Below are 12,751 nucleotides of genomic sequence, written 5' to 3'. Positions count from 1 at the left end.
GTTTTGCCAACCACGGAGACGACACCTTGAAAACAGCAGTAATGATGCTGGCGCTGGCCGCCTGGCCCGCAATGGCGCAGTCCTGGCAGCCGCAGGAAAGCGGAATCGATACCGAACTGCGCGGCCTGTCCGTGGTGAGCGAAAGCGTGGCATGGGCCAGCGGCGCGAAGGGCAGGGTGCTGCGCACCGTGGACGGCAAGGTGTGGAAGGCCATGACCGTGCCTGGCGCGGAGCATCTGGACTTCCGCGATATCCACGCGGTGGATGCGGATACCGCCATCATCATGAGCGCCGGTCCGGGCGACGCGTCGCGCGTCTACCGCACGACGGACGGCGGCGCGACGTGGAAGCTCGCCATCACCAATCCAGATCCGGCGGGCTTCTGGGACGCCATCGCCTTCTGGGACTCCAACAACGGCATCATGTTCGGCGACCCCGTGAAGGGCGCCTTCCAGGTGCTCGTGACGGCGGATGGCGGCGCCAGCTGGCAGCCGAAAAACGATCCCGGTCTCGCTGCCCTGCCCAACGAAGGCGCGTTTGCCGCCAGCGGCACCTGTCTGACGGTTGCGGGCAGCAAGGACGCATGGTTCGCCACCGGCGGCGCCGCATCCGCGCGGGTCTTCCATTCGTCGGACGCCGGCCGCAGCTGGCGTGCGAGTGCGGCGCCCATTCCTGCCGGCGCGCCAGCGCGCGGCATTTTCTCCGTCGGCTTCCGCGACGGCCGCAACGGCATTGCCGCGGGCGGCGATTACAAGGAAACGGCGATGGCTGCCACGAACGGCGCGCGTACGGAGGATGGCGGCGCGACGTGGACGGCGGCATCCATTCTCCCTGCCGGGTACATGTCCGTGGTGGTGCCGGTCAAGGGCACCCTGCACAGCTATGTGGCGGCAGGCCTGGCCGGTTCCGGCTACAGCAACGACGACGGCAAGAGCTGGACGGCGCTCGACCGCACGCCCATGAATACCGTCGGTTTCGCGTCGCCCACGGTGGGCTGGGCCGTCGGCCCGAAAGGGCTGCTGATGAAGTACGCCGGACCGGTGCTCGGCAAGTAATCCACACTTCGACCGTGGGCGAATTGTAGAAGTGCGTGGGGCCTTAGCATGGATTTTTTTTCCATTGCCGAGGCACCGACCCATGCGACATCTTCTTCTTGCTGCCGTTCTTGCAGGCTCCGTCATTCCGGCGCATGCCGGGTATCCGAACGAGGTGCTGACCGCGCCCAGCCACCGCGCTGGGCTCAAGCTCGGCATCCGCCATAAACATGGCGCCGTGAAGGCTGGCCGCGACCCTGTGCTCTTCGTGCACGGCTCCTCTTTCCCCTCCGCGCTGGCCTTCGACTTCCAGATGGCAGGGGGCTCGTGGATGGACCAGCTGGCGGAACAGGGATTCGACGTCTATGCGCTGGATTTCACTGGCTATGGCCTGTCAGACCGCTATCCCGAGATGTCATCCGGCGCGGCCTATCCGGTGGGGCGTGCGAAGGATGTGGCGGGCGATGTCGACGCGGCGGTGGACCTGATCCTGCGCAGGACGGGAAAGCGCCGAGTCCTGCTGATCGGCCATTCCTGGGGCGGCTCGGTAGCGGCGCGCTACGCCGGGCTGCATCCTGAGAAAGTATCGAAGCTGGTGCTGTTCGCCGCGATCACGGCGCGTAGCGGCACAGCGCCTGCGGCCCAAGTGCAGAGCGCCTACGAGGAACTGACGCCCGAGCAGCGTATCGCGGGGATGAACGGCCTTGCGCCGGTGGAAGCGCGTCCGCAGCTGGCGCCCGAGGTACTGAGCCGCTGGGGCGCGCAGTGGCTGGCTTCGGACACAGCGGGCATCAACGGCGGCAAGGACAGGGTGCGCTTCCCTTCAGGTCCGAGCCAGGACATCGAAGACCTGTCGCACGGCCGCAGCTACTACGACCCCGCCGCCATCCGCGCGCCGGTCCTGCTGATACGGGGCGAATGGGACGCCTACCCCACGCACGAAGACTATCTCGCCCTGCTAAGCGGCCTCGGCAACGCCGCCTCCAGGGACTACCGCGTCGTCCCCAAAGGCACCCACGTCGCCCACCTCGAAGCCGCCCGCCACGACCTCTACCGCGAAGTCCTGCGCTTCCTCACGGATGACTCCGTGTCCACTTCTGGTGCCAGGGAAGAAATTGGGACACGAACTCGGCCGTAGGGCGTTAGCGCTGAGCCCGTGTCCACTTTTCTTCCCTGGCACCAGAAGTGGACACAAGCTCGGCCGTTACGGTATTAGCGCTTGGCTGGCGTGATGGGGGCGGTGAAGGTGCCGGAGGTCAGGCGGCCGCTGTTGTTGGGGCCGTCGAAGCGGAGCTCGGTGTCGCGCGAGGTGATGAAGTAGACGCCGCCCAGACCGGCATACAGCGTTTCCGGTGTGCCCTTGCCAAAGGCGATCGTCAGGCCGTTGCCGGCGCGCGCGATGGCGAAGCCGCCCGCCGCGCCCGCTTCGTAGCTGCCGGGAAGGGCGTCCAGTGCCGCGGCGCTCACGGGCACGCTCTCGCGCACCTTGGTGCGCAAGGTCGGCCAGTCATATTCGGCTGCGACAGCGCGGATGATCGCGCCGAGCAGCTCGCCGCCACGCTCGCCATTCGTCATCACGATTACGCCGTCGCCGCGCTCGGTGTAGGCGGTCATGGCGCAGCGGTAGCCCTCGTTGGAGCCGCTGTGGCCGAAGCCTTGCTGCTGGCCCGCGCCCTCCACGTAGAAGCCGAGCCCGTAGTTGTCCATCACCGGCGCGAGCATGAGATTGCTCATGGACTGCGACAGCACCCGGTTCGATTGCCCGGCCGCCGAACGCCGCGTCTCGATGGCGAAACGGGCCAGGTCGCTCGGCGTGGACCACAGCCCGGCCGCCGCCTGTTCGGGATAGGTGTGCGGGCCGCCCGGCACGGGCTTGCCCTCCCTGTCATGGGGCAGGGCGGCGTTCGCCAGCAGTTCGGCGGGCAGGGGCTGGGCGTAGGTGCTGTCCTTCATCCCGAGCGGCGTGAGCACGGTGTCGCGCAGGAGCTGCGTGAAGCCGACGCCGCTGCGCTCGGCCATGATGTACTGGAGGACCTCGTAGCCGCCGCCCGAGTACTGCCATTTGCTGCCCGGTACACCGCGCGACTGGATGCCGCGGGTGTTGGCTGGCGGCGCGCCGTTCAGGATCTGCATCAGCGTTGGCACGGGCTTGCCTGCCGCATAGCCGGGGAAGCCGTGCACGGTCACGCCGCCCGTGTGCGACAGCAGCTGGCGCAAGGTCACCGGCTTGTCGTCGTATTGCCTTGGCAGGCGCCAGAGCCCCGTGTAGGCGTTGATGTCGCGGTCCAGGGCGAGGGCGCCGTTTTCCACCATCTTGAGCGCCGCCATCGCCGTCACGGGCTTGCTGATGGAGGCTGCCTGGAACAGGGTATTCGGCGTCACCGCCGCGCCGCCCGGCGTCACCACGCCGTAGCCCTTGGCCCATTCGATCTCGCCCGCGTGGATCACGGCCACGCTCACGCCCGGCACGCCCAGCCGCGCCATTTCCTCGGCGAGCGTCTTGCGCTGGACGGGCGCACCCTGGATGGCGACGGCCGGCTGCAGGCCTTGTTCGACATTGGCGATGCGTTTGGCCAGCGCATCGTCCGCGCCGAAGGCGGCGCTGTGGGCGGCAAGCAGGGCGGCGATGGCCAGCAGGCGGGCATTGGTTCTCAAGAGGCGGCTCCCTTATTGTTGTGACATCCGAGTATAAGGCCTTTGCGGGTAAAATATCGCCTTTATACCTATCGCTTTCGACTGAAATGACCACTGCACCAGCAACTCCCGTCCGCACCCGGTTCGCGCCCAGCCCGACCGGTTTCCTGCACCTTGGCGGCGCCCGCACGGCGCTGTATTCCTGGGCCTTTGCGCGCCATTTCGGCGGCACCTTCGTGCTGCGCATCGAGGATACGGACCTGGAACGCTCCACCCCCGAGGCGGTGCAGGCCATCCTGGACGGCATGAAGTGGCTGGGCCTGGACCACGACGAGGGCCCCTTCTACCAGATGCAGCGCATGGACCGCTACCGCGAGGTGGTGGCCCAGATGCTGAAGGAGGGCACCGCCTACCATTGCTATTCCTCGCCCGAGGAAGTGGAGGCCATGCGCGAACGCATGCGCGCCGCCGGCGAGAAGCCGCGCTACGACGGCACCTGGCGCCCGGAGGAGGGAAAGACCCTGCCGCCCGTGCCGGCGGACCGCAAGCCCGTCGTCCGCTTCCGCAATCCCCTGGACGGAGACGTGACCTGGAACGATGTGGTGAAGGGCACCATCACCATCTCGAACAAGGAGCTGGACGACCTGGTCATCGCGCGCCCGGACGGCACGCCCACCTATAACTTCTGCGTGGCCGTGGACGACTGGGACATGCGCATCACCCACGTGCTGCGCGGCGACGACCACGTGAACAACACGCCGCGCCAGATCAATATCCTGCGCGCCATCGGCGCACCGCTGCCGGAGTACGGCCACCTGCCCATGATCCTGGGTTCGGACGGCCAGAAGCTGTCCAAGCGCCACGGCGCCGTGAGCGTGATGGAGTACCCGGCCCAGGGCTATCTGCCGGAAGCCATGCTGAACTACCTGGCCCGCCTGGGCTGGAGCCACGGCGACGACGAAGTCTTCTCCATGCAGCAGTTCTGCGAGTGGTTCAACCTGGAGCACCTCACGGCCTCGGCCGCGCAGTTCAACAACGAGAAGCTGGCCTGGCTGAACAATTACTGGATCAAGCAGGCGGACAATGAGCGTCTGGCCGAGCTCGCCAAGCCGAAGCTGATCGCCGACGGCGCCGTGTTCGAGGGCGCGCCCGCGCTGCCCGTGGTGCTGGCCCTGCTGAAGGAGCGCACCAACACCATCAACGAACTGGCCGACGCCGCCATGCTGTTCTACCGCGAGCCCAAGCCGGACGCGGCCCTGATGGCCCAGCACTTCACGGACGCCGTCAAGCCCGCCCTGGCCGCCTTCGCCGAGCGCATCAAGACGGTGGAGTGGAGCAAGGAAGCCATTGCCGCCATGATCAAGGAAGTGCTGGCCGCGCACGGCCTGAAGATGCCGCAGATCGCCATGCCGCTGCGCCTCATCATCACCGGCCAGCTGCAGACCCCGGCCATCGATGCCGTGCTGCAGGTGTTCGGCCGCGACACGGTAAGCGCGCGCCTCGCGAAATATCTCTGAAAATATTCGCAGAACTTGCAAATGTGCATTTGCAATTCGCGGAAGAGCTGCTATACTTCTGTCTCTTTCGCAAACGGGGGTATAGCTCAGCTGGGAGAGCGCTTGCATGGCATGCAAGAGGTCAGCGGTTCGATCCCGCTTACCTCCACCAGTTTGGCGAGAGAGAGGCAGTAAAAAAGCAGTCCAGGGTCCCCATCGTCTAGAGGCCTAGGACATCACCCTTTCACGGTGAGTACCGGGGTTCGAATCCCCGTGGGGACGCCAGAGTGCGCGTAGTACATTGTTTGTACCAGGGGGGTATAGCTCAGCTGGGAGAGCGCTTGCATGGCATGCAAGAGGTCAGCGGTTCGATCCCGCTTACCTCCACCAAGTACAAACAACCGTCCGGGTCCCCATCGTCTAGAGGCCTAGGACATCACCCTTTCACGGTGAGTACCGGGGTTCGAATCCCCGTGGGGACGCCAAGAATTGACAAAAAAGCCGCTCGCTGAGCGGCTTTTTTACTATGATGATCTGTACGCTGGAACCTTTTTGCGAGCCCGGCCTCTAACCGGGACAGCGAGGACAAGGAGGCGCTATGGATATCCATCTGCATTCCCACCGCATGATCGCGCGACAGCCGGACTGGACTGTTGCAGCCATCGCCGGCTTTGGCGCCGGCGGCATCCTGATGCTGGCCGAACTGGCGTTCGCCATGGCCATGGGCAGCGATCCCTGGCGAACACCGCGCCTCGTGGCCGCCTTCCTCATGGGCGACGCCGCCCTGCAGACCACAGGCTACAGCGCCGCCGTCCTGGCCGCGGCCCTCGCCGTGCACTACCTGCTGGGGGCCGCCTTCGGCGTGGCCCTGGCCTGCCTGATCGCGCCCTTCCAGCTCGACTCGAGCCTGGGCATGGTGCTGCTCACGGGCTTCGGCTTCGGCCTCGCGCTCTATCTTTTCAATTTCTACGTGATGACCAGCGCCTTCCCCTGGTTCGCGGAGATGCGCGACGGCTATACGCTGCTGGGCCATGTCGTCTTCGGCATGGCGGCGGCGTGGATCTACCGCTGGCTCGAACGTCCCTACGTCCAGGCCTGACATGGCTGCCGCCATCGCCATAGCGCTGGTGGCCATCGCCATCGGCTCGCTGGCCTTCCACTACGCCAGCCCGTGGTGGCTGACGCCCATCGCCTCCAACTGGCACGCGATGGACGATGCGCTGCTGCTGACCTTTGCCATCACCGGCGTGGTCTTCGTGGCCCTGCATCTCTTTGTGGCCTATGCCGTGATGCGCTTCCGCCACCAGCCCGGCCGCGTGGCTTCGCGCGAGCACGGCAACCGCAAGCTCGAATGGTGGCTGATCGGGCTCACGACCCTGGGCATCATCGGCCTGCTGGCGCCGGGCCTCACGGTCTATGCCCATCTCATTACCCCGCCCGCGAACGCCAGCGTTTTCGAGGTCATGGGCCAGCAATGGCAATGGCATTACCGCCTGCCGGGCAAGGACGGCAAGCTGGGCGTGACGGACGTGCGCTTCATGCAGCCTTCCAACCCCTTCGGCATCGATCCCGAGGACCCGAAAGGGCAGGACGATGTGCTGGTGGACGGCCAGGAGCTGCACCTGCCGCAAGGGCGGCCCGCACTGGCCCAGCTGCGCGCCCAGGACGTGCTGCACGACTTCTATGTGCCCCAGTTCCGCACCCGCATGAACATGGTGCCGGGCATGGTCACCCATTTCTGGTTCACGCCCGAAAAGAACGGGCGCTTCGAGGTGCTGTGCGCCCAATTGTGCGGCGTGGGCCACTCCAATATGCGCAGCTACGTGGTGGTGGAAGACATGGCGGCCTATGAAAACTGGCTGGCGCGCCAGCCTACCTTCGGCGGCGGCGGGAAGGCGGGCGTCGGCGGTCCCGCCGAGCCCGGCAAGCAGGGGCGCCTCGTGGCGCAGGGCAAGGGCTGCCTGGCCTGCCACAGCGTGGACGGCACGGCGGGCGTCGGCCCCAGCTGGAAAGGGCTGTTCGGACGCAGCGAAGCCATGGCAGACGGCAAGTCCGTGGCCGTGGACGAGGACTACCTGAAGGAATCGATCACGGCGCCGCAGGCCCGCATCGTCAAGGGCTTCGCGCCCGTGATGCCGCCTGCCCAGCTGAGCGAGGCGGAGACGGCGGCGGTGGTGGAGTACATCAAGTCGCTGCACTAGGAGGGGGCATGGGCTACGGCAAGCATGAGGCAGAGGCGCACGCGCCGCAGAGCTTCTGGACGCGCTACGTCTGGAGCCAGGACCACAAGGTGATCGCCATCCAGTACACCCTGACGGCGCTGGCGGTGGGCGTGCTCGCCATCGTGCTGTCGGACCTGATGCGCCTGCAGCTGGGCTTCCCGGGCAAGTTCCAGTCCATCGACCCCGCGAGCTATTACCAGTACATGACCATGCACGGCATGATCATGGTGATCTACCTGCTCACGGCCATCTTCCTCGGCGGCTTCGGCAACTACCTCATTCCCCTTATGGTGGGGGCGCGCGACATGGTCTTTCCCTTCCTGAACATGCTGAGCTACTGGTTCTACCTGCTCGCGGTGCTGATCCTGGTGGGCAGCTTCTTCGTGACGGGCGGGCCCACGGGCGCGGGCTGGACCCTGTATCCGCCGCAAGCCATCCTGCGCGGCACGCCGGGCGTGGATGGCGGCATCGTGGTGATGCTGGTGTCCCTCATCGTCTTCATCGTGGCCGCCACCATGGGCGGCCTGAACTACGTCACCACCATCCTGCAGGCGCGCACGCGCGGCATGACCTTGATGCGCATGCCGCTCACCGTCTGGGGCATCTTCATCGCCACCATTCTTGCGCTGCTGGCCTTCCCCGCGCTCTTCGTGAGCGGCGTGATGATGCTGCTGGACCGCGTGCTGGGCACGAGCTTTTTCATGCCCGCCATCCTCTCCATGGGGCAGTCCATGAACTACAAGGGCGGCAGTCCGCTGCTCTTCCAGCACCTGTTCTGGTTCTTCGGCCACCCGGAGGTGTATATCGTGGCCTTGCCCGCTTTCGGCATCATCTCCGACCTCATCAGCGTGCATGCGCGCAAGGAGATCTTCGGCTACCGCATGATGGTGTGGGCCATCGTCATCATCGGCGCGCTGAGCTTCGTGGTCTGGGCCCACCACATGTATGTAAGCGGCATGCACCCCTGGTTCGGCTTCTTCTTCGCCATCACCACCCTGGTGATCGCCGTGCCCACCGCGCTCAAGGTCTACAACTGGACACTGACGTTGTGGCGGGGCGACATCCACCTCACCGCGCCCATGCTGTTCGCGCTGGGCTTTATCAGCACCTTCCTGATCGGCGGGCTGACGGGCCTCTTCCTGGGCAATGTGAGCGTCGATATTCCGCTCTCGAACACCTATTTCGTGGTGGCCCACTTCCATATGGTGATGGGCGTATCGCCCGTGCTGGCCGTGTTTGGCGGGCTCTACCATTGGTTCCCCAAGGTGACGGGACGCATGTACAACGAGAAGCTCGCGCAATGGCACTTCTGGATCACCTTCCTGGGCGCCTATGCCATCTTCTTCCCCATGCATTACCTGGGACTGCTCGGCATGCCGCGCCGCTACTACGCCTACGAGAACTACCAGTTCATTCCCGAGTCGGCCCACACCCTGAACGCCTACATCACCGTGGCGGCCATCGTGGTCGGCCTGGCCCAGCTGATCTTCCTCTACAACCTGGGCCGGAGCGCCTTCAAGGGCAGGGACGCGGGGCCCAACCCCTGGCGCGCGGCCAGCCTGGAATGGCACACGCCGCACACGCCGCCGCAGCATGGCAACTGGGGCGAGGAGCTGCCCGTCGTCTACCGCGGCGCCTACGACTACGGCCATGCGAGCGAGGAGGGCGACTTCCTGCCGCAGAACCTGCCCGAAGGCTTGCCCCTGCGTACGGAGAAACCGTCATGAACCTGCCGCGGCCCGGCGCATTCGGCGCCAGCTATTTCCATCCGGGCTCGGGCCAGTGGCCCATCCAGCCGGCGCCGCGCAGCGCCGCCCAGGTCGGCCTGTGGTGCTTCATGGGCGTGATGTGCGCGCTCTTCATGCTCTGCGGCCTGGCCTACCTGATGCGCATTGCCTACGAGGACTGGCGCGTACTGCCGCCTCCGCCCTGGCAGCTGTGGCTCTCGACGGGACTGCTGGCGCTGAGCAGCCTGGCCTGGCAGCTGGCGGCGCGCAGGGCGCGGCGCGGCGAGCTGCGCAAGGCGGAAGGCCTGGTCCGCCTGGCGTGGCTGCTCGGCCTGTTCTTCGTGGGCAGCCAGTTGAGCGCCTGGCAGGCCATGTCGGCGAGCGGCCACAGCGTGGCCTCCGGTCCCGCCAGCAGCTTCTTCTACCTGCTCACGGGCCTGCATGGGCTGCACATGGCCGGGGGACTCGCGGCCGCAGCTTGGCTCACGCTGCGGCGGCCGCGCGAAGCGCACGACGCGGCGGCCATCGGCCTGTGCGCCCAGTACTGGCACCTTCTTCTGCTGCTGTGGCTGGCGCTTTTCGGCCTGCTCTTCGCGCTGCCGCCCGAGATGGTGCGCGAACTGTGCAGCGCAATCGGCATCACGGGCATTTCTGCGAGGTGAAGCATGGATACCGGATATCAAGGGTGGCGCGGCGCCGCGCATGACCTGGCGGGGGACCGCGAAGTCTTCCGCGTCCCCTGGGGCAAGGCCATGATGTGGATCTTCCTGCTCAGCGACACCTTCATCTTCGGCAGCTTCCTCACCGGCTACATGTCGGTGCGCATCGCCACCACCACGGGCTGGCCCAATCCCAGCGAAGTGTTCGCCCTGACCCTGGGCGGCGTGCACCTGCCGCTCATCCTTATAGCCATCATGACCTTCGTGCTCATCAGCAGCAGCGGCACCATGGCCATGGCCGTCAACTTCGGCTACCGGCGCGACCGGCGCCGCTGCGCCCAGCTCATGTTCGCCACGGCCGCCTGCGGAGCGATCTTCGTGAGCATGCAGGCCTTCGAATGGAGCAAGCTCATTGCCGAGGGCGTGCGGCCCTGGGGCAATCCCATGGGCGCGGCCCAGTTCGGCGCCAGCTTCTTTATGATCACGGGCTTCCACGGCCTGCACGTGTCGGCGGGCGTGATCTACCTGCTGATCGTGGCGCGCCGCGTGCTCTCAGGCTACTACGAGAAGGCGGGCGACTATTCCATCGTCGAGATCGCGGGCCTGTACTGGCACTTCGTGGACCTGGTCTGGGTCTTCATCTTCGCGCTGTTCTATCTGTGGTAGGGGAGGGCATATGGACCATGCAGCCGGTGGATTGGGCATCTATTTCAAGGTATGGGGCCTGCTGTTCCTGCTCAGCGCCTTGTCCTATCTGGTGGATTTCTTCCACGTGCAGAGCTACTTGCGCTGGACCCTCATCCTGAGCCTGATGATGGCGAAGGCCGGGCTCATCGTCGCCGTCTTCATGCACCTGCGCTGGGAGCGCCTGGCGCTGATCTGCCTGGTGGTGATTCCGCCTGCCGCGCTGCTCGTGCTGGCAGGCATGATGGTGGCGGAGTCGGACTATGTTTTCCTGACGCGCAGCCTTTATTTCCGCTAAGTCTTGCCCTTGTGCCCTAAAATTGCCGCGTGCTATAATCTCGCCACGCTTTTACGACGTCCCCATCGTCTAGAGGCCTAGGACATCACCCTTTCACGGTGAGTACCGGGGTTCGAATCCCCGTGGGGACGCCACCGAATTCTGCAGACGAGCCGCCTTGTGCGGCTCTTTTGTTTTGGGCGCTTATGAGCTTTCCTTCCACGCTGACCCTGTTCTGCCGTGTCGTCGACAACTTCGGCGACATCGGCATCTGCTGGCGCCTGGCCCGCCAGTTGCAGGCCGAGCACGGCATCGCCGTCACGCTCTGGGTCGACGACCTCTCCAGTTTCCGCCGCATCTGCCCCGAGGTGGACGTGCAGGCGCCGCTCCAGCAGCTGCGCGGGGTCACCGTGCGCCACTGGACATCGATGGAAGGCGAGTTCGCGCCCGAAGAGACCGGCGATGTGGCGATCGAGTTCTTCGCCGTCGACCTGCCGCCGGGCTATGTCGAAGCGATGGCGCGCCGCGCGCCGCGTCCCGTATGGCTGAACCTCGAAGGCCTGACGGCGGAGGAGTGGGTGGAGGGCTGCCATACGCTGCCCTCCATGCACCCGCGCCTGCCGCTCACCAAATACTTCTTCTTCCCCGGCTTCACGCCGAAGACGGGCGGCCTGCTGCGCGAAGCGGGCCTGCTGGAGGCGCGTGAACGCTTCCAGTCCGACCCGGCGGCGCAGCGCCGCTTCCTGGCCCAACTGGGCCTGGGCGATGCCGACTGTGCAGCGCGCAAGATCAGCCTGTTCTGCTATCCCCACGCGCCCGTCGCTCCGCTGTTCGAGGCCTGGGCCGCGGGAAGCGAGCCGGTCTGCTGCCTGGTGCCCGAAGGGGTGGCGGCCGATGCCGTCCAGCGCTTCCTGGGCGGAGAGGCGAAGGCGGGCGCCGCCCGGACACAAGGCAAGCTGACTGTGCACGTGCTGCCCTTCCTGCCGCAGGACGATTACGACCGCCTGCTCTGGGCCTGCGACCTGAACTTCGTGCGCGGCGAGGACTCCTTCGTGCGCGCCCAGTGGGCGCTGCGGCCCTTCGTCTGGCACATCTATCCGCAGGACGAGAACCTGCACCACAAGAAGCTGCGCGCCTTCCTCGGGCGCTACGCCCAGGGCCTGGACGCCCTGGCGGACTTTTCCCTGTGCTGGAACGGCGCCCAGGCTGGCGAGATGGACAAGTTGTGGCCCGCCCTGCAAGCAGAAACGCCAACAATCGCGGAAAAAGCGGGGGAATGGGCGCAAAAGGTGTTGGAAATCGGGGATCTGGCCACCAATTTGGTCACCTTCGTGCGCTCACATCGGTAGTCGCGGCGCCGGGAACATGTTATGATGAGCGGTTACCGCAACCCATTTTTATACGTACACTCTCTATGAAACCCGCAAAAGAAATTCGTGTTGGCAATATCATCATGGTCGATGCCAAGCCTTTCATCGTGCTGCGTTCCGACGTCAATGGTTCTAGCCGCACGGGCTTCACCTACAAGTGGAAGATGAAGAATCTTCTGACGAACGCTCCGCTGGAGAACGTGTTCCGCGGCGACGACAAGTTCGACGTCGTTGTGCTCGACAAGAAGCCGGTGACCTACTCCTACTTCGCGGACCCGCTGTACGTGTTCATGGACGAAGAGTACAACCAGTACGAAATCGAAGAAGAAAACATGGGCGAAGCCATCAACTACCTGAAAGACGGTATGGAATGCGAAGCCGTGTTCTACGACGGCAAAGCCATCTCCGTGGAACTGCCGATCACCATCGCTCGCCAGGTGATCTACACCGAGCCTGCAGTGAAGGGCAACACCTCCGGCAACGTGCTGAAAGAAGCCAAGCTGGAAAACGCCATCGAATCGAAGCAGTTCACCATCCAGGTGCCGCTGTTCGTGAACCAGGACGACGTGATCGAGATCGACACCCGTACCAACGAGTACAAGAAAGTGGTGCGCAACTAAGTTTTGCGCCTGCCATGAAAAAACGCTG

The 12,751-nt window shown here is 65.3% G+C and carries 12 protein-coding genes and 5 tRNA genes; 16 read left to right on the top strand and 1 reads right to left on the bottom strand.

Annotated features, from left to right (window positions below; genetic code table 11):
* Positions 1-26 precede the first annotated feature (26 nt).
* Together LSQ66_RS12605 and LSQ66_RS12600 are read left to right on the top strand one after the other, a co-directional pair.
* Positions 27-1,055, top strand: a complete 1,029-nt coding sequence (locus LSQ66_RS12605) for a WD40/YVTN/BNR-like repeat-containing protein (RefSeq protein ID WP_231765550.1) — start codon at positions 27-29, stop codon at positions 1,053-1,055.
* Positions 1,056-1,137: 82 nt separating this feature from the next.
* Positions 1,138-2,172, top strand: a complete 1,035-nt coding sequence (locus tag LSQ66_RS12600) for an alpha/beta hydrolase (protein ID WP_231765549.1) — start codon at positions 1,138-1,140, stop codon at positions 2,170-2,172.
* A 74-nt stretch (positions 2,173-2,246) separates the two neighbouring features.
* On the opposite strand, the gene LSQ66_RS12595 is transcribed toward LSQ66_RS12600, so the two are convergent.
* Positions 2,247-3,689, bottom strand: coding sequence for a serine hydrolase domain-containing protein (locus LSQ66_RS12595; protein WP_231765548.1), 1,443 nt, complete (start codon positions 3,687-3,689; stop codon positions 2,247-2,249).
* 86 nt (positions 3,690-3,775) lie between these two features.
* Between LSQ66_RS12595 and gltX the strand changes: the two genes are divergently transcribed.
* The 14 genes from gltX to LSQ66_RS12525 all read left to right on the top strand — a co-directional run bounded on the left by gltX (position 3,776) and on the right by LSQ66_RS12525 (position 12,723).
* Positions 3,776-5,185 carry a glutamate--tRNA ligase gene (gltX, locus tag LSQ66_RS12590; protein WP_231765547.1) on the top strand — a complete coding sequence of 470 codons (1,410 nt, stop codon included), beginning with the start codon at positions 3,776-3,778 and terminating at the stop codon, positions 5,183-5,185.
* A 75-nt stretch (positions 5,186-5,260) separates the two neighbouring features.
* Positions 5,261-5,336 (top strand) — tRNA-Ala (locus LSQ66_RS12585).
* Between the two features lie 37 nt (positions 5,337-5,373).
* Positions 5,374-5,449 (top strand) — tRNA-Glu (locus LSQ66_RS12580).
* Between the two features lie 29 nt (positions 5,450-5,478).
* Positions 5,479-5,554 (top strand) — tRNA-Ala (locus LSQ66_RS12575).
* 19 nt (positions 5,555-5,573) lie between these two features.
* A tRNA-Glu gene (locus LSQ66_RS12570) sits at positions 5,574-5,649 on the top strand.
* A gap of 113 nt (positions 5,650-5,762) precedes the next feature.
* On the top strand, positions 5,763-6,263 hold the full coding sequence (locus LSQ66_RS12565; protein ID WP_231765546.1) for a hypothetical protein: 501 nt from the start codon (positions 5,763-5,765) through the stop codon (positions 6,261-6,263).
* A gap of 1 nt (position 6,264) precedes the next feature.
* Positions 6,265-7,365: a cytochrome c oxidase subunit II gene (locus tag LSQ66_RS12560; protein ID WP_231765545.1), complete on the top strand. Its 1,101-nt coding sequence runs from the start codon at positions 6,265-6,267 to the stop codon at positions 7,363-7,365.
* A gap of 8 nt (positions 7,366-7,373) precedes the next feature.
* Positions 7,374-9,113: a cytochrome c oxidase subunit I gene (ctaD, locus tag LSQ66_RS12555; protein ID WP_231765544.1), complete on the top strand. Its 1,740-nt coding sequence runs from the start codon at positions 7,374-7,376 to the stop codon at positions 9,111-9,113.
* Complete coding sequence (locus tag LSQ66_RS12550; protein WP_231765543.1) at positions 9,110-9,775, top strand: cytochrome c oxidase subunit 3; 666 nt, start codon at positions 9,110-9,112, stop codon at positions 9,773-9,775. The genes ctaD and LSQ66_RS12550 overlap by 4 nt, the downstream gene beginning before the upstream one ends.
* A gap of 3 nt (positions 9,776-9,778) precedes the next feature.
* Positions 9,779-10,438, top strand: a complete 660-nt coding sequence (locus tag LSQ66_RS12545; protein ID WP_231765542.1) for a heme-copper oxidase subunit III family protein — start codon at positions 9,779-9,781, stop codon at positions 10,436-10,438.
* Positions 10,439-10,448: 10 nt separating this feature from the next.
* Positions 10,449-10,754, top strand: a complete 306-nt coding sequence (locus LSQ66_RS12540; RefSeq protein ID WP_231765541.1) for a cytochrome C oxidase subunit IV family protein — start codon at positions 10,449-10,451, stop codon at positions 10,752-10,754.
* Between the two features lie 58 nt (positions 10,755-10,812).
* Positions 10,813-10,888, top strand: a tRNA-Glu gene (locus LSQ66_RS12535).
* A gap of 51 nt (positions 10,889-10,939) precedes the next feature.
* On the top strand, positions 10,940-12,082 hold the full coding sequence (gene earP / locus LSQ66_RS12530; protein ID WP_231765540.1) for an elongation factor P maturation arginine rhamnosyltransferase EarP: 1,143 nt from the start codon (positions 10,940-10,942) through the stop codon (positions 12,080-12,082).
* A gap of 65 nt (positions 12,083-12,147) precedes the next feature.
* Positions 12,148-12,723: an elongation factor P gene (locus LSQ66_RS12525; protein WP_231765539.1), complete on the top strand. Its 576-nt coding sequence runs from the start codon at positions 12,148-12,150 to the stop codon at positions 12,721-12,723.
* Positions 12,724-12,751 lie beyond the last annotated feature (28 nt).

Source organism: Massilia endophytica (genome assembly GCF_021165955.1).
Taxonomy (GTDB): domain Bacteria; phylum Pseudomonadota; class Gammaproteobacteria; order Burkholderiales; family Burkholderiaceae_D; genus Rugamonas; species Rugamonas endophytica.
The sequence above is the reverse complement of the archived record's forward strand: the minus strand, read 5'-3'. Positions and strand labels throughout refer to the sequence as shown.